General features: G+C 73.3%; 17 protein-coding genes. 6 read left to right on the top strand and 11 right to left on the bottom strand.

The window, feature by feature from the left end; genetic code table 11:
- The first annotated feature begins 313 nt into the window (after positions 1-313).
- A complete protein-coding gene (locus tag ACFWZH_RS15700; RefSeq protein ID WP_384430103.1) occupies positions 314-1489 on the top strand; it encodes a macrolide family glycosyltransferase in 1176 nt (391 codons plus the stop codon).
- A gap of 55 nt (positions 1490-1544) precedes the next feature.
- Here the strand turns inward: ACFWZH_RS15700 and ACFWZH_RS15705 are convergent, their stop codons facing one another.
- Positions 1545-2771, bottom strand: a complete 1227-nt coding sequence (locus ACFWZH_RS15705) for an acetyl-CoA acetyltransferase (protein ID WP_384430106.1) — start codon at positions 2769-2771, stop codon at positions 1545-1547.
- Between the two features lie 176 nt (positions 2772-2947).
- On the opposite strand from ACFWZH_RS15705, the gene ACFWZH_RS15710 reads away from it, so the two are divergent.
- Positions 2948-4393 (top strand): acyl-CoA dehydrogenase family protein, encoded by a 1446-nt coding sequence (locus ACFWZH_RS15710; protein WP_384430109.1) that lies wholly within the window; start codon positions 2948-2950, stop codon positions 4391-4393.
- Positions 4393-4863 carry a nitroreductase family deazaflavin-dependent oxidoreductase gene (locus tag ACFWZH_RS15715; protein ID WP_384430112.1) on the top strand — a complete coding sequence of 157 codons (471 nt, stop codon included), beginning with the start codon at positions 4393-4395 and terminating at the stop codon, positions 4861-4863. Before ACFWZH_RS15710 ends, ACFWZH_RS15715 begins: the two co-directional genes overlap by 1 nt.
- A 252-nt stretch (positions 4864-5115) precedes the next feature.
- On the opposite strand, the gene ACFWZH_RS15720 is transcribed toward ACFWZH_RS15715, so the two are convergent.
- Positions 5116-5763, bottom strand: coding sequence for a TetR family transcriptional regulator (locus tag ACFWZH_RS15720; protein WP_384430115.1), 648 nt, complete (start codon positions 5761-5763; stop codon positions 5116-5118).
- A gap of 891 nt (positions 5764-6654) precedes the next feature.
- Between ACFWZH_RS15720 and ACFWZH_RS15725 the strand changes: the two genes are divergently transcribed.
- Positions 6655-9240: a PQQ-binding-like beta-propeller repeat protein gene (locus tag ACFWZH_RS15725; protein ID WP_384430118.1), complete on the top strand. Its 2586-nt coding sequence runs from the start codon at positions 6655-6657 to the stop codon at positions 9238-9240.
- A 250-nt stretch (positions 9241-9490) separates the two neighbouring features.
- Here ACFWZH_RS15725 and ACFWZH_RS15730 read toward each other — a convergent pair whose 3' ends face one another.
- Positions 9491-10462: a hypothetical protein gene (locus ACFWZH_RS15730; RefSeq protein WP_384430121.1), complete on the bottom strand. Its 972-nt coding sequence runs from the start codon at positions 10460-10462 to the stop codon at positions 9491-9493.
- Positions 10463-10662: 200 nt separating this feature from the next.
- Between ACFWZH_RS15730 and ACFWZH_RS15735 the strand changes: the two genes are divergently transcribed.
- Positions 10663-11217: a hypothetical protein gene (locus ACFWZH_RS15735; protein WP_384430124.1), complete on the top strand. Its 555-nt coding sequence runs from the start codon at positions 10663-10665 to the stop codon at positions 11215-11217.
- 4 nt (positions 11218-11221) lie between these two features.
- On the opposite strand, the gene ACFWZH_RS15740 is transcribed toward ACFWZH_RS15735, so the two are convergent.
- From ACFWZH_RS15740 to ACFWZH_RS15750, 3 genes are read right to left on the bottom strand one after another with little or no spacing between them, the layout of a single operon-like run.
- Entirely contained in the window at positions 11222-11983 is a 762-nt protein-coding gene (locus ACFWZH_RS15740; protein WP_384430127.1) for an enoyl-CoA hydratase/isomerase family protein, read from the bottom strand.
- Complete coding sequence (locus ACFWZH_RS15745; protein WP_384430130.1) at positions 11980-12462, bottom strand: Zn-ribbon domain-containing OB-fold protein; 483 nt, start codon at positions 12460-12462, stop codon at positions 11980-11982. The genes ACFWZH_RS15740 and ACFWZH_RS15745 overlap by 4 nt, the downstream gene beginning before the upstream one ends.
- 36 nt (positions 12463-12498) lie before the next feature.
- The gene (locus ACFWZH_RS15750; RefSeq protein ID WP_384430133.1) at positions 12499-13650 is read right to left on the bottom strand and encodes a lipid-transfer protein; all 1152 of its coding nucleotides are present in this window, start codon (positions 13648-13650) and stop codon (positions 12499-12501) included.
- Positions 13651-13755: 105 nt separating this feature from the next.
- On the opposite strand from ACFWZH_RS15750, the gene ACFWZH_RS15755 reads away from it, so the two are divergent.
- On the top strand, positions 13756-15393 hold the full coding sequence (locus ACFWZH_RS15755) for a FadD3 family acyl-CoA ligase (protein ID WP_384430136.1): 1638 nt from the start codon (positions 13756-13758) through the stop codon (positions 15391-15393).
- 70 nt (positions 15394-15463) lie between these two features.
- On the opposite strand, the gene ACFWZH_RS15760 is transcribed toward ACFWZH_RS15755, so the two are convergent.
- From ACFWZH_RS15760 to ACFWZH_RS15780, 5 genes are all read right to left on the bottom strand, one after another.
- A complete protein-coding gene (locus ACFWZH_RS15760) occupies positions 15464-16051 on the bottom strand; it encodes a TIGR03086 family metal-binding protein (RefSeq protein ID WP_384430139.1) in 588 nt (195 codons plus the stop codon).
- 138 nt (positions 16052-16189) lie between these two features.
- Entirely contained in the window at positions 16190-17743 is a 1554-nt protein-coding gene (locus tag ACFWZH_RS15765; RefSeq protein ID WP_384430142.1) for a class I adenylate-forming enzyme family protein, read from the bottom strand.
- Positions 17744-17986: 243 nt separating this feature from the next.
- Positions 17987-18178 carry a hypothetical protein gene (locus ACFWZH_RS15770; protein WP_384430145.1) on the bottom strand — a complete coding sequence of 64 codons (192 nt, stop codon included), beginning with the start codon at positions 18176-18178 and terminating at the stop codon, positions 17987-17989.
- A 223-nt stretch (positions 18179-18401) separates the two neighbouring features.
- Positions 18402-18605, bottom strand: a complete 204-nt coding sequence (locus ACFWZH_RS15775) for a hypothetical protein (RefSeq protein ID WP_384430147.1) — start codon at positions 18603-18605, stop codon at positions 18402-18404.
- A 237-nt stretch (positions 18606-18842) separates the two neighbouring features.
- Positions 18843-21779, bottom strand: a complete 2937-nt coding sequence (locus ACFWZH_RS15780) for a BTAD domain-containing putative transcriptional regulator (RefSeq protein WP_384430149.1) — start codon at positions 21777-21779, stop codon at positions 18843-18845.
- Between the last annotated feature and the right edge of the window lie 64 nt (positions 21780-21843).

Consider the following 21843-nt stretch of genomic DNA (forward strand, 5'->3'; position numbering starts at 1 on the left):
CGGCGCTCGGTCGTGGCGGGCTGGCCGACCGACGGTTCGACTATACGAGCGTCTTAAACGCTTGTCTATGACGCTTGTATAGGCGCCCGAAAAACCGTTCGCCCCGTGCCGCCGTCCCTCGCTAGGCTCGCCGCATGCACCACTTCCAGCAGATCTACGGCTGACACGGCCGAGGGCGGTCGTCCGCCCCGCCCGCACACCCAGGCGTGCCCGCCGCGCCACCGACCTCCGGTCGGTGCTGCGCGCCGCCGCCCGGGCCGTCGGGCATGCCGTGTTCCCTCCGTGAATTCTGTGGTGAAGGAAGTGCTCTCCCATGTCCCGTACCGCCCATATCGCCATGCTCGGCTCGCCCATGGCCAGCCATGTGCTGCCCGGCCTGGAGGTCATCAAAGAGCTGGTGGCCCGCGGTCATCGCGTCACGTACGCCAACAGCGACCACGCGGCCGCGCTGATCGCCCCCACCGGCGCCGAGTTCGTGCGCTGCACCACCACCCTGCCGGCCGTCGAGAACGACTGGCCCCAGGACCCCATCGCCGCGAGCTCGCTCTTCCTCGACGAGGCCATCGAGATGCTGCCGCAGCTGCGGGCCTTCTACGACGAGGACCCCGCCGACCTCTACCTCCACGACGTCTGCTCGTTCGCCGCCCGCGCCCTGGCCGAGGCGCAGGGCCGCGACCTCGTCCAGCTCTCCCCGACGTTCGTGACGTGGGAGGGTGCCCAGGAGGAGATCGGCGCCGCCTACGCCGCACTGCCGGGGGCGCGGGCGTACCAGGACCGGTTCGGCGCCTGGCTCGCCCGGAGCGGTGCGGTGACCACGGACGTGGACGAGTTCTCCGGCCGGCCGCGCCGGGCGCTGGCGTTGATCCCGCGGGCCATGCAGCCGCACGCGGACCGGGTCGACGCCGACGTCGTGACCTTCGTCGGGCCGTGCCTCGGCAGCCGTGCCGAGCAGGGCGGCTGGGTGCGGCCGGCCGGTGCGCGGAAGGTGCTGTTGGTCTCGCTCGGCTCGGCGTACACGCGGCAGCCGGAGTTCTACCGGCAGTGCGTGGCGGCCTTCGGGAACCTGCCGGGCTGGCATGTGGTGTTGCAGATCGGCAAGTACGTCGACCCGGCGGAGCTGGGGACGGCGCTCCCGGCGAACATCGAAGTGCGGTCGTGGGTGCCGCAGTTGGCTGTCTTGGAGCAGGCGGACGCGTTTGTGACGCATGCGGGGATGGGCGGCAGCGGTGAGGGGCTGTACACCGGGGTGCCGATGATCGCGGTGCCGCAGGGCGCCGAGCAGTTCATCAACGCCGACCGGCTGGTCGAGCTGGGTGTCGCCCGCCGTATCGACACCGCCGACGCCACGGCGGAGGCGTTGCGTACGGCCCTGGTGGAGCTCACGGCCGATCCGGCGGTGGCCGCGCGTTCGGCCGAGCTGCGGGCCGAGGTCCGTGCGCAGGGCGGCGCCCGCCGGGCCGCGGACCTGATCGAGGAGCGGTTGGGCTGACGGCACAGGGGCGGCCGGGGCCGGGGTGCGAGCCCGGGGCCCCGGCCGCCCCTCGTCAGTCCCGTCCCAGCACCACCGTCCCCGACGAGCAGAACCAGCCGCCCGTTCCCGAGGCGACCGCGAGCCGCGGCAGTGCGCCGTCGGCCCGGTGGACCTGGCGTTTGGGCCCGGCCTCCCCGCGGAGCTGGCGTACCGCCTCGACCAGCAGGAACAGGCCGCGCATACCAGGGTGGCAGGCGGCCAGGCCGCCGCCGTCGGTGTTGACCGGCAGCGCGCCGTCCCGCAGCAGCCGCCCCTTCTCGACGAACGCGCCGCCCTCGCCCTTGGCGCAGAAGCCCAGGTCCTCCAGCGTCACCAGGGTCATATAGGTGAAGGCGTCGTAGATCTGCGCGAGGTCGATCTCGGCGGGGCGGACTCCGGCGCGGTCGAAGGCGAGGCGCCCGGAGACCGCCGCGGGCGAGACGGTGAAGTCGTCCCACTCGGACATGGTGGTGTGGGAGACCGCGGTGCCGGAACCGAGCACCCATACCGGGGGCTTGGCGAGGTCGGGCACGCAGTCCTCGGCGACCAGCAGGACCGCGCAGCCGCCGTCGGAGCGGATGCAGCAGTGCAGCTTGGTGAACGGGTCGGCGATCATCGGGCCGGAGAGGACCTCGTCGACGGTGATCGGGTCGCGGTACATGGCGTCCGGGTTGGCCGCCGCGTTGGCACGCGCCTGGACCGCGATCTGGGCCAACTGCTCCAGCGTGGTGCCGTATTGGTGCATATGGCGGCGGGCGGCCATGGCGTACTTGGCGATCAGGGTGTGCCCGTAGGGGACCTCGAACTGGAGCGGGCCGCGGGCACCGAAGGAGAGGTTCGCGGTGCGGCGGCGGGCCTTGATGTCGGCGCGGGCGGTGGAGCCGTAGACGAGGAGCACGGCGCGGGCCTGGCCGGCGGCGATCGCGTCGGCGGCGTGCGCGGCCAGCACCTCCCAGGTGGCACCGCCGACCGAGGTCGAGTCGACCCAGGTGGGGCGCAGCCCCAGGTACTCGGCGACCTCGACGGGGGCGAGGGTGCCCAGCCCGGCCGAGGCGAAGCCGTCGATCACCGACCGGTCCAGGCCGCTGTCGGCCAGCGCCCGGCGGGCGGCCTGCGCATGCAGGGCGTACGGGGTGGCCCGGTCCACGCGGCCGCAGTCGGAGAGGGCCACCCCGGCGACGGCCACCCGGCGACGCCTCGACGGGACCCTTGAAGTCGCTGACGGCACTGGCACTGGCGGCACGGGCGGCGCTGAAGGCATGAATCTGACGGTACATCAGATACGCTCGGGCGGGCAGGGCGCCTCGGGCGCCCCAGGATCGGGAATCCCCTGGGAAATTGCACCCTCCGTCCCTACTATGACGCTCCGTCAGATCGCAAAGCCGGGGCCCGTTCGGACCGGACGGGCGTTGTCGCACGGCCGGGAGGAGCCCGCCGATGGATGCCGCGTTCACCGAGGAGCAGCACGAGATCCGCCGTACGCTGCGCGAGCTGCTGCACAAACGCTGCGGCCCGGACGAGGTCAAAGCGGCGGTACGCACCCCACCGGGCTACGACGAGCAGCTGTGGCGCCAACTCGCCGCCCAGCTGGGGCTCCCCGGGCTGGCGCTGCCCGCCGTGTACGCCGGGGTGGGCTGCGGACCCACCGAACTCGCCCTGGCCTGCGAGGAGACCGGCCGCGCCGTCCTCCCCTCGCCGTTGATCGCCACCGCGGCGCTGGCCGCCCCGCTGATCCTCGCCCTGGGCAGCGAACGGCAGCGCGCCGAGTTGCTGCCCCCTCTGGCGACCGGGGAACTGACCGGGACGCTGGTCGTACCGGGCGGACGGCTGGCCACCGCGCTGGCCCTGACCGGCGCCAACGACGGCGACTGGGCGGGTGGCGGCCGGGCCGGCGGCATCCAGGCGCGGCGTGTGGCACCGCAGGGCGCGGTGCCCGGGCCGAAGGGCGGTGAGGGGTCAGGGGCGGGCGCCGGCTGGCGGCTGTACGGGGAGGCCGGGCAGGTGCTGAACGGGCACACCGCGCAGGTACTGGTGGTCGCCGCGCACACCGGCGGCTTCGCGCGCAGCCGCACCCTGCTCTTCCTCGTACGGGCGGACGCCGTCGGACGGACGGGCGCCCAGGTAGGTGACGACGGGCCGGCCGGCCTCCGGGGGCTGCTGCGGACCCGTCAGACCGCGCTGGACGAGACCCGGCCCCAGGCGCGCGTCGAACTGCGCGACGTCCCAGCGGAGTTGCTGGGCGAGGGGGCGGGGGAGGGCGAGGAGGCCGGCGGCGCCGACGGGGCGGCGGTCGCGCGGGCGCTCGCCGCGACCGGTGCGGTGGCCGCCGCGGCGCTGGCCGCCGAGGCGGTCGGGGCGGCCGATACGGCGCTGGCCCGGACCGTCGCCCACGTCCGGCAGCGCGAGCAGTTCGGGCGGCCGATCGGCTCCTTCCAGGCGGTCCAGCACCGGCTCGCCGACCTGTACGTGTCGCTGCAGGCGGCGCGCTCGGCGGTGTACTACGCGGCGTGGTCGGCGGGGCGCGGACGGTCCGGGGAGCCCACCGCCGCCCCGTACGGTCCGCACGCGACGGCCGAGCCCGGGGTGGCCGCGCTGGCCCTCGCACAGGCGCTGGAGACGCTGCGGGCGGTGGCGGCCGAGGCGGTGCAGCTGCACGGCGGCATCGGCTTCACCTGGGAGCACGAGGCGCATCTGTACTTCAAGCGCGCGGCCTGCGACGAACTGCTGCTGGGGCCCGTGCACCGGCTGCGCGCCCGGGCCGCCGAGGAGGCGGGGCTGTTCCCCGGCGGGGCGGACGCGGTGGACGGCGGCGGTCCGGCGGGGGCCGCGGGGCCGGCCGGTGCGCCGGCGACGGGCCGTGCCCGAGAGGCGGTCGATGCGTGATGCCGGCAGGTGAGCGGCTGGTGCAGAGGGTCTCGGCGACCCGTACGTTCGCCCGGGTGGCACCGCACGTCATCCCGGCGCTGGACCGCGCGGTGCACCGGCTGACCCGCGGAAAGGTGCTGCTCAGCGCCAGGATGCTGCCCGGGTTGATCCTGACCGCGACCGGCGCCAGGAGCGGGCTGCCGCGGCGTACGCCGCTGGCCTGCGTGCCGCAGGAGGACGGCGGGTGGCTGCTGGTCGGCAGCAATTTCGGGCGGCCGGGCCATCCGGCCTGGACCGGGAACCTGCTCAGGAATCCGGAGGCGGAGGTGAGTTGGCGGGGTCAGGACATCGCCGTACGGGCCCGGTTGCTCACGGGTGAGGAGCGGGCGCGGGCGTGGCGGGCGGCGCTGGCGTTCTGGCCGCCGTACGCCGCGTACCAGGCGCGGGTGGCGCGGGAGATCCGGTTGTTCCGGCTGGAGCGGCGCTGAGCCCGCCGTACGCGGACCGTTCCCACGCACACACAGCGGGTGCCCCGGCGTACCCCTTGGGGGACGGGCGGCACCCGCTGTGTGTGCGCTACAGCTATGGCAGGACGGATACAGGACCGATACGGGCCGACGGCGAACCGGCTCGGGTGCAACGGGGCTTCGGGGCGCGGCTGTTGCCTGGCCGCTCCCTTGGTCGCCGGTGCGGTTGCCTGGTGGTGGATCCGTTAGGAAGTCCGCTTCATATGGTCCGCTTCATTTGGTGGGCTTCTTGCCCGTGATGCCGAAGTGCACCAGCAGCGCCAGATTCGGCTTGAGCTCGGCCTGTTTGACGCCCCAGCTCTGGAAGCCCTTCTGGTGTCCGGCGACCGCCGCGAGCATCGCGACGATGGAGCCGGCCATGGCCGCCGCGCTGACGTCCTTGTCGACCTTGTTCTTGCTCTGGAGTTCCTGGATGGAGTCCGTGAGCGAGTTGGTGACGGCGTTGAGGATCTTCATGCGGATCTTGTAGAACCGCTTGTCGCCCTCGGCCGCACCCAGGTCGACGACGCGGAGGATCGCGTCGTGCTTGCGCCAGAAGGAGAGGAAGCCCTCGACCAGGTCCTCTGCCGCCTGCCAGCCGGACTTGCCCACCCAGGAGCGTTCGGCGACAAGATCGGTCAGAGTGGCGCCTTCCTTGGCCATCTCCTCGGCGATTTCGAGGACGGCTCCCTCGACGTCCGGGAAGTACTGATAGAACGTAGCGGGAGAAGTCCCCGCTTTTCGGGCCACATCGATGACCTTGACGTCCCGGTAGGGGGACGAACTGAGCATTTCACTGAGGCAGTCGAGAAGCTTTTGCCGCGTCGCCTGTCCGCGGCGGCCAGCAACTCTGCCGTCGACGGTTCGAACTTGTCCTGTCATGCCGTCAGCTTACCGAGGGGTGATCGGAGCGCGATTTGACTGCCTGCAAATGGGGATGGGGAGTTAGAGGTGCGCGCTCCCCTGCGAGTGTGCTGGTGGTGGGCCTGCTGAGGGCGGTGGATTCGGTGCGGAGGCTTGATCCGAAGCGGTGAATGGCCTTATCAACAGGCTGTGGACAACTTTGGTGGATAAGCGGTCACTGTCTGTGCATGAAATAGGCAATCGCGGACGCCAGTTGGGCGCCCGGCGCATATATCGCGTAAGGCTTCCGCTTTCTCGCGCGGAATCGATCAGTATCCACCGGAATCGAGTTCGCGTTCGATTGATTGTGTTTGATTACTCGGCGAGCGCGCGACGCGAACCGGCGCTAGCTTGGACATATGGCCACCACGGCGGCCGGCGATAGCGCCTGCGCGGACGGTGATCGCCGCGCCGCGCGGGTGGCTTGGTGTCGAAGTGGTCGGCGGCGGCGCAGAATTGAGGCGTCGGGCAGGGGAGGGTGACGGGGGGCGACGAGGGGTAACGGCGGGGGCATGGCCGGCCGGCCGTCGAAACGCAGCGGTGAACGTCCGTATATCGGGCGGTGTCGCGCCCGGGGGGAGCCGCAACTCATCGGTAACCCCCAGGTGGCCACCCGGCGGCGGACGTATCGGAGCACGTCAGGCCAGGTTGGGTTACGTCGGGTAACGGGCCTGTTGCGGGTCGCGGGGGGTATGCCATGACACGGCGGACAGGCCCCGGGTTCGCAACCGTCGGCTCGGCCAGGAAGAATCAGCACGCGGACGGCCGTTTCGGCCAGGCGGTGAGACGCTGCATCGGGGCAGTGGCTCTCGGCGGCTCGTGGCTTTTGAGAGTCTCTTTTTTTACGCCCCACGGGGAGGTGGCAGGCAAGTGGTGGAGCAGCTGAAGCAGCTGACGCAGCACGATCCCCGGCGGATCGGGCCGTTCGAGGTGCTCGGCCGTCTCGGGGCCGGCGGCATGGGACTGGTCTATCTGGCGCGCTCGGCGTCCGGCCGGCGCGTGGCGATCAAGACAGTGCGTACCGAGCTCGCCGAGGACCAGCTGTTCCGGGTCCGCTTCACACGCGAGGTCGAGGCGGCCCGCGCGGTCAGCGGCTTCTACACCGCGGCGGTGGTCGACGCCGATCCGCGCGCCGCGGTGCCCTGGCTGGCGACGGCGTACGTCCCCGCGCCCTCCCTCGAGGAAATAGTCAATGAGTGCGGGCCGCTGCCGGCCCAGGCGGTGCGCTGGCTGGCGGCCGGTATCGCCGAGGCGCTGCAGTCCATCCACGGCGCGGGGCTGGTCCACCGCGACCTGAAGCCGTCGAACGTACTGGTCGTCGAGGACGGCCCCAGGGTGATCGACTTCGGTATCGCCTCCGGGGTGTCCAACACCCGGCTGACGATGACCAACGTGGCCGTCGGCACGCCCGCCTACATGTCGCCCGAGCAGGCCAGGGACTCGCGCAGCGTCACGGGCGCGAGCGATGTCTTCTCCCTCGGCTCGACCCTGGTCTTCGCCGCCACCGGGCACGCCCCCTTCCACGGCGCCAACCCCGTCGAGACCGTCTTCATGCTGCTGCGGGAGGGCCCCGACCTGACCGGACTGCCGGACGAGCTGCGTGGGCTCCTGGAGTCCTGCATGCAGATGGAGGCCGGCCACCGCCCGTCCCCCGCCGATCTGCAGTCCCAGCTCGCCCCGCACCTCTTCGGCTCCGGCAGCGACGACAGCGGTACGGCCTCGGCCTGGCTGCCGCCCGGTGCGGTGGCGCTCATCGAGGGCCGGCGCGGCGGGCGCTCCGCCGTACCGAAGGACACCCAGCGGGCCGGCTCCGGGCGCGCTGCCGGCCGTCCGGCGGCCGCGCCGCCGTCGGCGCCCCCGATGCCCGCCCCCCGGCCCGTACAGGCGCCTCCGCGGCCCGAGAGCGCCCCCGCGGGTGCCGCCGCGGACGGCTGGCCCGGTCGGATCGGCGCCGGTCCCGGTGCGGCGCACCGCGGCGGCGACCCGAGGGGCAACCCCGGCCCGATGCCGCAGCCCGCGGCGCTCGGCCCGGACATCTCCACGGCCCGCATGACCCCGGTCTCCGCGGCGCCGCCCGCCACCGCGCCGCCCGCCGAGGGCGCCGCCGGTCCCGTACACCTCGGCGGCTCGCCCGCCGCGATAGGGCCGGGTCCGCGCGCCGACGCCCGCGAGCCGCAGCCGCGCGGCCAGGCCGGTGCCGCGACGAACTGGGTACGGCCTCCCGGTGGCGGCCCGGCCCCCGGTGCGGGGCAGCAGGGCGCCCCGGCGGCGGAGGGCGCCGCGCCGCAGCCCGCCGCCCCGCCCGAGGCGCCGTCCGCCGAGCCGGGCCGCTGGCGCCCCTGGCGGTTCCGCATGTCGAACGATGTGTGGGGCACCCCCGCCGTGGACGGCGATCTGCTCTACGTCACGTCCTTCGAGGTGCACGCGCTCGATGTGGCCAGCGGGCGCCGCAAGTTCAAGACCCGTGACGTCGCCTGGGCGATGGCGGTCGCGGACGGGCGGATCCACGCCTCGGACGGTCCGAGCCTGTACGCGCTGGACGCCGTCGACGGCACCGAGCGCTGGCGCCTGAACACCGAGGGCTGGGTCTACGCCCTCAAGGTCGACCGCGGGACGGTCGTCACCAGCACCCGCGGTGGCGGTGTCCAGGCGTGGGAGGCGGCCAACGGCGAGCTGCTGTGGGAGATCGGTGGCGTCCAGACCGACTTCGAGACCGGCGAGGCCGGGCCCGTGGTGCACGAGGGCACGGTGTTCGTGTGGGCCGACGCGCGGCTGAAGGCGCTGGAGGCGCGTACCGGCGCCGAGCGCTGGTCGTACCCGGTGGGGGACGTGGCGGCCTGTGGCGGGGTGCCGATGCGGCTGCTGCCCGCGTCGGACGGCGCGGTCTACGTGGTGGCGGGGACGCGGGTGCTGGCGATCGACATCGCGCGTGGCGAGGTGCGCTGGCACTTCGAGGCGCCCGCGGTGTTCCTGAGCCCGCCGGCCTTCGCCCCCGGACCGGCCGTCACCGGCGGCGGGGTCTATCTGGCGGACTATCTGGGCACGGTCTACGCGCTGGACGCGGCGGACGGCCGCGACCGCTGGCGGATCGCCACCGAGGCCCGGCAGTCCGTCGAACCGGTGCTGGTCGCGCACGGCGCGGTCCATCTGGGCAGCGGCAAGGCGCTCTACACCCTGGACGCGGTGACCGGCACCCCGCGCTGGCGCTTCCAGGCCGGCGCGGAGGTCGTCGGCGCACCGGTCGTCGCCGAGGGCCGGGTGCACTTCGGCTCGGCCGACCACTGTCTGTACACCCTCGATGCGATGGGTGGCCAGCTGCGCTGGAAGCTGGAGACCGGCGGCGAGATCACCGGCTCGCCGGTCGCTGTCGGCGGGGTCGTCTACGCCTGTAGCAAGGACCGCTGCGTGTACGCGCTGGACGCGGCCAAGGGGACGGGGCTGGCGCGACGGGCGTAGCCGCGACGGGCGTAGCCGCGCGATCGCGGAACACGGCTTGGCGATCGGGGAATACGGCTTCGCCCTCGACTCGTTGCTGCCCCGCAGGGGGCGTCCGCGTCCCCTACGGGATGTGTTCGCCCCCGCCCTAGGGTCTCCCGGCGCCCCGCGCCCCCGGGCCCTCGTTTCCCGCCGCCCCGCCCTGCCCGGCCCCGCCCTGCCCGGCCCCGCCCTGCCCGGCCCCGCCCCGCCCGAGCCCGTCTCCCCGCCCCTACTCCCGTTCCTCCGGGGGCGGTTGGGGCTTGTCGGGTTGGGGTTCCCGGGGCTGCTGCGGCTGTTGAGGCTGCGGCCGGCGGTACTCCTGGCCCCATTCCACCGGGGGTGTGGGAGGCAGCCTGCGGGATGTCATGGTCGGCGGTGGCTCCTGGGGCTGTGGCTGGGGCTGTTGCTGGGTGTGTTCCTGGGGCCGTTGCTGCCGGGGCCGCGGAGAGAAGGGCCGCCGTTGCCGTTCGGTCGGGGGCGGCTGGGTGACCGGCAAGGGGGCGGTCGGGGTGTCGCCCTGCTCCCGGTAGGGATCGCCGGCGCTGCCCGCGGGCGGTCCGGGCGGCCCCGGGGCGTACGGCTCCGGGTCCCACTCCTCCGCGCCCGGGCGGCCCGCGTCCCACGGTTCGGGCGTCCCCGGCGGGTAGGCGGCCGGCGGAGCGGGCCTGCGGCTGTCGTAGGGGGCGTCGGGTCCGTAACGGCCGTAGTACCCGTCGTCGTACTGCCGGTCGTCATAGCGCCGGTCGTCGTAGCGCCGGTCGTCGTCCCGCCGGTGGGCGCCGCGGCCGTGTCCGACGCGGTCGCGGCCCCGCATGATCAGGGCGCCGAGCAGCAGCAGCGCACCACCGCCCAGCGCGTTGGCCACGCCCACGCCGAGCCCGCGGGCCCCGGCGGTCAGCTCGCTCGCGGCCTGCCCCTGGCGGACCATCCACAGGATCGTGAAGCCGAGGACGACCAGGCCCGCGAGGGCGACCAGCAGACGGGAACGCAGGGCGACGCCGATCAGGGTCAGCAGCGCGGCGAAGGCCATGGGGAGCACGACGGAGCCGAAGAGGGGGGCGCTGGCGGGGGTGATGCCGTCGAAGAGGTCCTCGATCCGGATGTCTCTGCCGTGACGGCCGTCGTACCAGGGACGGAAGGGGCTCCAGACGGCGGCCGTCGCTCCGACGAGGGCGATCAGGGACCCAAGAACGTTGCGCACCACGGGCGTCGCCTCGCTTCGGATTGTCCTGTTCGTCCTCCGTGACCGACGCTACGCCTGCCCGTCTTCACCCGCTAGACAAGTACGGCCACCCGCGTCCCAGGGGCCTGTGGGCGCTGTCACCGGCTCTTGCTAGGGTGCCGTGCACGCGTCAATCCATGGGGTGGCGGGGCTCAGAGGTTTCCACGGGGGACGGTCGGATGAAGCAGCGCACACGCACGGACATCGGCAGCCGCGGCGGTGCCCGTAGGGGTATCAGGGTGGCGGTCGCAGGCGGACTGGTGCTGGCCACGGTCGCCACGGTCAGTGGCTGCATCAGCAGGCCACGGGTCCACGTGCCGACGAACTTCCCGAGCCCGTCGTCCTCCAGCAGTTACGACCCGTACGGTTCGACCCCTACGGGATACCCGTCGGACACCTACTCGCCCTCGCCGACCCAGGAGACCTTCGACCCCGACGGGCGCAACGACGTCAGCGGCAGCAACTGCGACTTCTCGAACTCGCTGCGCCAGTTCACGTACACGGTCTCCATCACCAACCCGTCGTCCACCGACAGCTTCTCCTACGACATGGCCGTCAACTGGATGAAGGCCAGGCCGGCCGACGGCAAGGCGTACGGGCTGCACGAGCGGTCCATCGTCGTGGGCCCCGGCGACACCGAGACCTACACCGCCAAGTACACGGTGAACCAGTCCTCCATCGGGCAGTTCTGGTACACCTGCCAGATCACCCGGGCGCAGAAGACCCGGATGTGACGGCTCAGCGGGCCGGGTCCCGCTTCCGGGCGGCGAACAGCTCCGCCTGACGCTCCGGAGGCAGACTGCCCAGCGCGATCAGCGAAGGGGCCTGCGCCAGGGCCTGCGCCCTGGCCGCCTCCTTCGCCGCCCAGAGGGCGCGTACGGTGCCCTGGACGGCCCCGGTCGGCTGCGCGGCGACGGCGGCCGCGCGGCGCAGCGCCACCTCGGCCGCGGCGCCCGGTGCGGTCAGCTCGGAGACCAGGCCGATCTCGTGGGCGCGTGCGGCGCCCAGCCGCTCGACCGTGCCCATCAGGGACAGCCGGGCGATCTCGCCCAGGGGCATCCGCTGCGCCATGTGGATGGACTCGTAGGCGCTGACCATCCCGTAGGTGGTGTGCGGGTCGAAGAAGGTGGCGGTCTGGGAGGCGATGATGAACTCGGCCTCGCCCAGGAGGTAGAAGGCGCCGCCGCAGGCCATTCCGTCGACGGCGGCGATGACCGGCTTCCACAGGTCGTTGGCCTTCGGGCCGATGCGCAGCAGCGGGTCGTCCAGGGAGTAGGGGGAGGGCGGCTGGGGGACGTCGACCGAGCGGTCGACACCGGTGCAGAAGGCCCGGCCGCCGGCGCCGGTGATCACCGCGGCCCGTACGGAGTCGTCGAAGCGGAACGCCCGCCAGGCGGCGGTGAGTTCCTCGGCGGTGTCGAGGTCGATCGCGTTGTGCCGCTCGGGCCGGTCGAGGGTGACCAGCGCGACGCCGTCCGCGATCTCGATGCGCACGGTCACGGTCGCTCCAGGGTCCAGCGGGGTACGGTCACGCCGCCGGGCATGGGGTGGAAGACGGCCTTCACCGGGGCGCCGATGCGCAGCCGCGACGGGGCGACGGAGTTGAGGGGGGCGTCGGCGTCGGCGACGAGGTTGCCGACGAGGCGGATGCGGGGGGCCTCGGCCAGCTCCACGATGATCGCGTTGTAGCCCGGGAGCGCGGCGTAGGCGGGCAGCAGCGGCGGGTGCGGCAGCACGTAGGACCAGATGCGGCCGCGGCCGGTCATCCGCTGCCAGTGGGCGGCGAAGGACTGGCAGTGCGGGCAGCAGGGCCGGGGCGGGAAGCGCAGTTCGTCGCAGCCGGAGCAGGCCTGGATGCGCAGTTCGCCCCTGGCGGCGTACTCCCAGAAGGGTGCGCCGTCCTCGTCGGGGACGGGAAGCAGCAGGTCGGCGTGGTCGTCGGGCGGGTTGTCAGTGGCGGGTGCCACGCTGGGCGTCATGGACCTACGAACGGACTCGGGTGCACTCATCGCGCCTCAACTCCTCAGCAGCAGGGCCGAGGTGGGGACGCCCTCGCCCGCGGTGACCAGGCAGGTGGTGGCGTCGGGGACCTGCGCCGTGCTGGTGCCGCGCAGCTGCTTGACGCCCTCGGTGATCAGGTTGAAACCGTGTACGTACGCCTCGGAGAGGCCGCCGCCGCCGGTGTTGAGGGGGAGCCGGCCGCCGATCTCCAGCGCGCCGCCCTCGGTGAAGGCCGCTCCCTCGCCGCGTCCGCAGAAGCCGTAGCCCTCCAGGGAGAGGGGGATCAGGGGGGTGAACGCGTCATAGATCTGTGCCACGTCGACGTCCTGCGGCCCGAGGTCGGCGCCCTTCCACAGGTGCCGGGCGGCGGTCCAGGCGGGGCCGGTGAGCGGGTCGTCGTTCCAGTAGTTGACCATGCCGTGGTGCTGGGCGGGCAGGCCCTGGGCGGCGGCGTGGAGGTAGACGGGCCGCCGGCGGCAGTCCCGGGCGCGCTCGGCGGAGACCACGACGCAGGCCAGGGCGCCGTCCGTCTCCAGGCAGTTGTCGAAGAGGCAGAGCGGCTCGCTGATCCAGCGGGCGGTCATGTACATCTCGCGGGTCAGCGGGCGGTCGTACATGATCGCGGCCGGGTTCTGGTTGGCGCGGTTGCGGCAGGCGAGCGCGATGTTGAAGAGGTGGTCGCGGGTGGCGCCGTATTCGTGCATGTAGCGGCGGGCCAGCATGCCGATCTCGTCGGCGGGGCGCAGCAGTCCGAAGGGGCGGGTCCACTGCCCGGGGGTCGGCAACTGGACCTGGGTGTTCTTCCAGGGGCGCGGCCCCGAGCCGCGTTTGCGGGACCGCCAGGCCACCCCGACGCTCGCCTGGCCGGTGGCGATGGCGGCGGCCAGATGGGCCACCGTCGCGCAGGAACCGCCGCCGCCGTAGCCGACCTTGGAGAAGTGGGTGACGTCGCCGGCGCCGATGGCCTTGGCTATCTCGACCTCGTCGGTCTCCTCCATGGTGTAGGAGGCGAAGGCGTCCACCTCCGAGGGGGCGATCCCGGCGTCGTCCAGCGCCGCGACGATCGCCCGGCAGGCCAGGGTCTTCTCGGATTCGGGCAGGCGCCTGGCGAACGGGGTCTGCCCGATGCCGGCTATCGCCGTAGCGTCCTTGAGGGTCGCTGCCATCGCCACCTCCGTGGCCGGTCGCCAGTGCTGACAGCGGAGGAGGCTACCGCTAATCTGACGGGCAGTCAGCTAGTGGGGTCGGCTCTTCGGGCGAAAGGCACTGCGATGGACGACGACGTGGACGCGCGGGCGGACCTGGCGTATGGCACCATCGCCCGGCTGGTGCGCGAGGCCGCCCGGCGCCACGGCTCCCGGGAGGCCGTCGTCGAGGGCCGCACCCGCATCTCCTACGCCGAGCTGGGCGAGCGGGTGGAGCGGGCCGCGGCCGCCTGCATCGCCTCCGGGGTCGCGCCCGGCGACCGCGTCGCCGTATGGGCGCCCAACACCCTGGACTGGATCGTCTCCGCCCTCGGGGCGGTGACCGCCGGCGCCGTCCTGGTCCCCGTCAACACCCGCTTCAAGGGCGCCGAGGCCGCCTACGTCCTCGCCCGCACCCGCGCCAAGCTGCTCTTCGTCACCGGCACCTTCCTCGGCACGTCCTACGTCGCCTCGCTCCGCCGCGCCGCCCAGGAGGGCGCCGGAAACGGCCCGCTGCCCGGACTGCCGCAGCTGCACCAGGCCGTGGTGCTCTCCGGCGACGCCCCGGCCGGCTTCGTCACCTGGCGGGACTTCCTCGCCGGCGGCGCCGCCGTCCCCACCGAGGCGGTCCGCGACCGGGCCGACGCCCTGCGCCCCGAGGACCCCTCGGACATCGTCTTCACCTCCGGCACGACGGGGCACCCGAAGGGCGCCGTGATCACCCACGCCCAGACCCTGCGCGCCTACGACGTCTGGAGCGAACTGGCCGGCCTCCAGGAGGGCGACCGCTATCTGATCGTCAACCCGTTCTTCCACACCTTCGGCTACAAGGCCGGGGTCATCGCCTGCCTGCTGCGCGGCGCGACGATGGTTCCGCAGCCGGTCTTCAGCGTGCAGACCGCACTCGCCAACATCGCCGCCGAACGGATCTCCGTCCTCCCCGGGCCGCCCACCCTCCATCAGCAGCTCCTCGACCACCCCGACCGCGCCCTGCACGACCTGTCCGCGCTGCGCCTGGTGGTCACCGGCGCCGCCGTCGTCCCCCTGGAGCTGGTCGAGCGGCTGCGCGGCGAGCTGAAGATCTCCACCGTCCTGACGGCGTACGGCCTTTCGGAGAGCTCGGGCATCGTCACGATGTGCCGCCGCGGCGATCCGCCCGGCGTGATCGCCGCGACCTCGGGCCGTGCCCTGCCCGGCACCGAGGTCCGGGTCGTCGACGCCGAGGGCCGGCCGACGGCGCCCGGAGACCCCGGCGAGGTGCTGGTCCGCGGCTACCACGTGATGTCCGGCTACTTCGAGGACCCGGCCGCCACGGCCCGCGCGATCACGCCCGACGGCTGGCTGCGCACCGGCGACGTGGGCACCCTGGACGCGGCCGGCAACCTCCGGATCACCGACCGCATCAAGGACATGTTCATCGTCGGCGGCTTCAACGCCTACCCGGCCGAGATAGAGCGACTCCTCGGCCGCCATCCGGACATCGCCGAGGTCGCCGTCGTCGGCATACCCGACCCCCGCCTCGGCGAGGTCGGCAAGGCCTTCGCGGTGCGTCGCCCCGGCTCCTCCCTCACCGCCGACGACCTGATCGCCTGGTCGCGCCGGGAGATGGCCAACTACAAGGTCCCGCGCGAGGTCGCCTTCGTCCCCGAACTCCCGCGCAACGCCGGCGGCAAGGTCCTCAAGACCCGGTTGCGCGACGGCGTCCCGGGCCCCGCTCCCGCGTGATCCGCCCGGCTCCCTCCTGAAGGCCACGCTCCCGCGTGATCCGCCCGGCTCCGCCCCGACGAGGCGCGCCCTACGACCCCGGTGGCGTCCAGTCCGGCCGGCGGCCGCTGAGCGCCACCACCTTGTCCAGGAGCGGGGCATCCCCGGGCACCGCGACCACCGCGCCGAACAGCGGCCCGCCCGACCCCTCGGCCCAGGACGACAGCAGCCCGTAGGAGACCCCCAGGCTGTCCGCGTCGGGCGCGTAGCCCTGGCCGGTGGCGCGCGCCAGGTCCCAGCCGTGCACCACCAGCTCGTTGAGCGCGATCCGGCCCGCCACGGCGCCCGGCAGGGGCACCCCGCCCGCCTCGGTCTCGCCCTGCCACGCCTCCGGTGCGCGCCAGGCCTGGGCCATCCCCGAGAGGTTCCGGTCCAGTTCGCCGCGCCAGTCGGGCCCGACATCCGGCCGGAACGCGTCGGGTGAGGTCCCGGTCGTCGGCCCGAGCTCCTTGCGCGCCACGTCCTGGAAGGCGGCGGCCAGCCCGACGAGATGGCCCAGGAGGTGGCGTACGGCGTACTTCTCGCACGGTGTGGGTGCCTGGAGCTGCTCCTCGGTGGTGTGCGCCGCGAGCTGTGACACCAGCCGGGTCTGCGCGCCGAAGTCGATCATCTCGGTCATCGTCCCTGGTTCCTTCCGCCCTGGGGCCTGCACTGCGGTCCGGGGCCGTCCCTGCCGGCCCCGCCCCTGCCAGTGAAGACTCCGCGGCCTCGCGGAACTCATCGCCACACCGTCGAAGACCCTCGCGCGGGGCACCGGCTACTGCGTGTACCGCTCCCGCAGCGCCGCCTTCAGGACCTTGTTCAGCGGGCCGCCGCGCGGCAGCTCCTCGGCGATCTCCAGCTGCTCCGGCAGCTTCTGCGTCATCAGGCCGGCCGCCCGCAGATGTGCGGTCAGCGCGCCGAGCGTGAGCGGCGGGGCGGCCGGATCGGCGGGCGTGACCACCGCGCACACCCGCTCGCCGCGTTCTCGGTCCGGCAGCCCGATCACCGCGGCCTGCGCCACCGCCGGGTGGGTGTGCACCAGGTCCTCGATCTCCTGCGCCGAGATGTTCTCGCCCTTGCGGATGATGATGTCCTTGAGGCGCCCGGTGAGCACCAGGTGCCCGTCGGGCCGCAGTCGCCCCAGGTCACCGGTGTGGAAGTAGCCCTGTGCGTCGAACGCCTCGGCGGTCAGCGCGGGGTCGGTGTACCGCCGCAGGACCATCGGTCCCTTGAGCGTCACCTCGCCGGTCTCGCCCGTCGCGGCCTCGCTCCCGTCCGCCCGGGCGATGCGTATCCGCGCCCCCGCCACCGGCCTGCCCACCGTCCGCGCCAGCTGCTCGTCGCTGTCGTACGGCGTCCCCATCGCGATCATCGGGCACTCGGTCATCCCGTAGCCGTGCACGATCGCGCACTGAAGCTCCCGCCCGGCCGCGGCATACAGCTCCGGCGGCATCGGCGCCCCGCCGCCGGACAGCAGCCGCAGCGAGGGGATCAGCCGTCCGGCGGTCGGCTGCTCCTTGCGGTAGCGCCGTGACTCGTCCGCGAACGCCTGGTAGAAGGCGGTGCTGCCGCCGGCCATGGTGACGCCCCGGCGCCGGTAGACGGCCGCCGCCCGGCCCGGCTCGAAGCTGTCCAGGATGACCGCGGGAAAGCCGCTGACCAGCATGGCGATGACATAGTCCGGGCCGGCGATGTGCGCGTAGGGGAAGGCGATCGAGCCGATGTCCCGCGTGGACATGCCCAGCGCGGTGGCCAGGCCCACCCCGCCGGCGATCAGCGTGGCATCGGTGTGCTCGACGCCCTTGGGCGCCGAGGTGGTGCCGGACGTGTAGTAGATCCAGGTCGTGCGGCCGTCCGCGCTCGCCGGCGCCGCCGGGCCCAGCCCGCCCGGATCGCCCACCGGCAGTCCGCCCGCCACCGAGATCACCCGCACCCCGTCCCCGGCGAGCCCGTTCACCATCGCGGTGTGGTCGAACCCCCGCCAGGTGCCCGGCACCAGGACGTACTGCGCCGCCGACTCCGCCAGGACGAAGCCGACTTCGCGCTCCCGGTGGAGCGGGATGACGGGCGTCTGCACGGCTCCGAGCCGGGCCAGCGACAGCGAGGCGACCACGGTCTCGATCCGGGTCGGCAGCTGCCACGCCACCCGGGTCCCGGCCCCTATCCCCAGCTCCCGGAACCCGGCCGCCACCCGCAGCGCCTCGTCGCGTACGCCGTCGAAGGTGACGGTCCGCCCGTCCCCGTCGAAGAACATCGGCGCCCCGCGCGAGGCCCGCGCCCGGTACTCGACCAGTTCCCAGAGCGTCTGCACACGAGCGGCTTCGAACACGGCGCGCCTCCTGACTGCGAGCAGGGCGGTACGGGCCCGGCCGGGACCCTCGCCGGTCCGGGTGGCGCGACTGTACCAACGAAACTGACGGAGCGTCAGAGTCGCGGAGGAGGAGGAACGCGGTGCCGTGTGAAGGGGGGCGACAGGAGGGCGGCGGGGAAAAGCGACGGCAGCGGGGCCATGCCCTGCGCATGGTCTCGCTGCCGGCTCGCTGTGCGGATCGGTGCCGAAGTACCCCGTGGGTCAGGCGCGGTGGCCCTCGGGTGCGAGGTCTTCGGAGGTGCCGAGGTTTCCGGTTATCGGTACGTGGTGATCGAAGGTGGAGATCCTGCCGGGCCGGGAGTGGTCCGAGTCGGCCGTCGCCGGTGCGGCGGCCGCGGCCGCGGCGGCGAGGGTGAGTGCGGCGAGGACAACAGCCTTGTGTGTGCGGGTCATGCCGGTTCCTCCGTGACGGATGGTGTGCTGGTGCGTGTTGTGCGTAGAGAGTAGAGAGCGACCGGCGCTGCACGAGCGTATGTTCGAACGCGTGGCCGGAAAGTGCCGTGGCGCGACCGGATGCCGAATTCCGCGCGGATACGCCGCAGGGGCCGTTTTCGATGGCTCCCCTCCATGCCATCGAAACGGCCCCTGCGATCCCCCGAACCTTATTGCGCGGTGCTCACTTGGGCTCGCCCAAGGCGTCGCCGAGCGGCTTGCCGATGGGCTGGTGGTGGTCGAACGTCGTGATCTCTTCCCCGGGCGTCACCGGCTGGTCCTTCTTGCCGGCGATACGGCGCCCGTTGGGGCCGAGGATGGGCTGGTGATGGTCGAGCGGCTTGATGATGTCCCGCTCGTCCGGCTGCTGGGTGTTCTCGGTGGCCAAGCTGATCAACTCCAGTGTTTGGGCGCTTGTTACCGGCACACCCGGCCGGCGACTCCCCCGTGGGTCGCCGGTCAGGTGCATCGGGGCCGAACACCATAACGGTGGGGCCAACTCACCGAACCGCTTGCCCCCCGAGGCGGCGGGTCGGTAAGTAGAGATTGGCGTGACGCGATGAACGATCGATAAACGTCCGCGTCTACCTCCGCCGTCGACCGCCCGCAGCAGCGTCGTTGCTGGTCATACGGTCGCGACGGGGCGCAGCAGGTCCTGCACCACCGCGCACTCCGGAGAGTCCAGACGCTCGAAGACCGCCAGCGCCTCCTGCCAGCACACCCGGGCCCGCCCGGACTGCCCGACTCCGTCCAGGGCCCGCCCCAGCAGCGTGAGGACGTTGGCGTGCCACCACTCGCCGCCGATGGCGCGCAGGGCGGTGAGCGCCTGCTCGGCGTGGTTGGCGGCCTGCGCGGGGTGACCGGCGGTCAGGTCGGTCTCCGCCAGCCGGAAGTAGGTCATGCCCTCCCAGAACCGCTGCCGGCTCGCCTGGAAGATGGCCAGGGCCTTGTTCAGCTGCTCGCTGGCGTCGTCCAGCCGCTTGGCGCGGGTGAAGGCCAGGCCGAGCGCGTACATGCCGTTGGCGAGCCGGCGGGTGGCGCCCAGTTCGCGGTAGATCGCGATGCCGTCCTGGGCCAGCCGGACCGCGGTGTCCACCCGGCCCGTGGCCAGGTGGACCCGGGAGAGGTTGCACAGGGCGCTGGCTTCCGAGGGCTTGTTGCGGTCCGCGCGGAAGGCGGTCAGCGCCTGGGTCAGGTAGGCCTCGGCGTCGGCGTGGCGGTTTTGCGAGTTGGCGATGATGCCGCGGTCGTTGGGGGCGTAGGAGGAGGCGAACGCGTCGTCGGTCGCCAGTCCGAGGAGCATGGCCGACTGGGCGTGCTCGTCGGCCTTGTCGAACCGTCCGGCCAGGGTGTGGACGTTGGTCAGCGCGACGTGGATGCGGGCCTGGGCGCGCTGGTCGTCCATCGTGCGCGCGGCGTCCAGCAGCGCCATGTTGACCTGTTCGTACTGCCGGGAGTCGGCGCCCGACTCCGCGAGGTCCTGCGCCAGCAGCAGCAGGTCCGCCGCGCGCCGCAGGGTGGCGGGCCCGGCGGACTGCTGTGCGCAGGCCATCAGGCACCGGGCCTCCCCGAAGAGCCATTCCAGGGCCCCTATGCGGTCGGTGAAGACCAGCCCCGCGTACTGCGGGCGCGCCATGTGGTCGGCGAGCCGGTCGCCGGGACGTTCGAGGGTGTAGACCTCCTTGGCCGTGGCCAGGTAGAAGTCCAGCAGCCGGGAGAGCGCCGCGTCCCGCTCCGCCGGCGGCTGCTCGTCGCGTTCGGCGCAGGCCCGGGCGTAGAGCCGGACCAGGTCGTGGAAGCGGTAGCGGCCGGGGGCGGCGGACTCCAGCAGGCTCGCGTCGACCAGGGACTCGATGAGGTCCTCGGCGGACTCCAGGTCCATGTCCAGGAGGGCGGCCGCGGCGGCGAGCGAGATGTCCGGGCCGTCGGCGAGGCCCAGCAGCCGGAACGCGCGGGCCTGGTGGGGCTCCAGCTGTCCGTAGCCCAGTTCGAAGGTGGCCGTGACGGCGAGGTCGCCGGCGCGCAGCTCGTCCAGCCGGCGCCGCTCGTCGGCGAGCTTGCGGGCGAGGGTGGAGACGGTCCACGTACGGCGCGCGGCCAGCCGGGAGGCGGCGATACGGATGGCCAGCGGCAGGAAGCCGCAGGCGCCGACGACGGCCATCGCGGACTGCCGCTCGGCGCCGACCCGCTCCTCGCCGACGATGCGGGTGAAGAGGTTGAGCGCTTCCTCGGGGCTCATCACATCGACGTCGATCAGGTACGCGCCCGCCAGGTCGATCAGCCGGGCGCGGCTCGTGATCAGCGCCGCGCACCCCTCCTGTCCCGGCAGCAGCGGCCGCACCTGGGCGGCGTCCCGGGCGTTGTCGAGCAGCGCCAGCACCCGCCGCCCCGCCAGTGTGGAGCGGTACAGCGCCGAGCGCTCCTCCAGGCCGTCCGGGATGGAGGCGTCGGGGGTGCCCAGCGCACGCAGGAAGGCACCCAGCACCGCTTCCGGTTCGGAGGGGGTGTGGCCGGCGCCCTGGAGGTCGACGTAGAGCTGGCCGTCGGGGAAGTGCTCGCGGGCGGCGTGGGAGACGTGCACGGCGAGGGTGGTCTTGCCGACGCCGCCGATGCCGGTGAGCGCGGAGACCGCCATCACACTGCCCTCGGCGGTGGCGAGCTGCCGGCCGAGTTCGGAGACGAAGGCGTTGCGGCCGGTGAAGTCGGCGACCGTGGCCGGGAGTTGCTGGGGGCGTACGACGACACGGTCGCCGGCGTCCGGTCCGTCGATGACGACGGGCGGTGCGTCCAGGTCGGCGTCCGCCCGCAGGATGCGCTGCTGGAGGTCGGAGAGCGAGGCGCAGGGGTCGACGCCCAGCTCGTCGGCGAGGAGCCGCCGGGTGTCGGCGTAGACGGCGAGCGCCTCGGCCTGCCGGCCGCTGCGGTACAGCGCCAGCATCAGCAGTTCGCGCAGCCGCTCGCTCAGCGGGTGGGCGGCGGTGAGCGCGGTCAGCTCGGAGACCGCCTCGGTGTGGCAGCCGGCCTCCAGGACGAGTTCGAGGCGGGTCTCGGTGAGGGACAGCCGCCATTCCTGCAGGCGGGTGCGCTGGGTCTCGGCGTACGGGCCGGCCAGTCCGGCCAGCGGCTCGCCGTCCCACAGCGCCAGCGCCTTGTCCAGGAGCTGCCGGGCGCGGCCGCGGTCGCCGGAGGCCTTGGCCTTCTCCGCCTCGGCCGCGTACTGCTCGGCGTGGTCGTGGTCGAGGTCCAGGGGGCGTCCGTCCACGGGGCGGAGCGCATAGCCGCCGGACTCGCTGACCAGCGTCTCGGCGTCCTCGCCCAGGGCCTTGCGCAGGCGGGAGGCGTAGGTGCGCAGCGCGGCCAGCGCGGCGTGCGGCGGCTCGTCGCCCCACAGGGCGTCGACGAGCTCGTGCGCGGTGGCGGTGCGTCCGCCGCGCAGCAGTAACGCGGCGAGCAGTGCACGCTGCTGCGGGGAGCCCGCTGCCAGCGGCGTTGCGCCGCGCCAGGCCCGTACGGGACCGAGCACGGTGAAGCGGAGCCGCTCCCGACCCGGACCGTCGTCCATGGTGTCCCCCTGCCCTGTGCCAAATTGACCACGCTGTATGCACGTTCTCGCTGTGTGCAACGGC

Origin of the sequence: Streptomyces sp. NPDC059008, from assembly GCF_042749045.1 — a bacterium.
GTDB lineage: Bacteria > Actinomycetota > Actinomycetes > Streptomycetales > Streptomycetaceae > Streptomyces.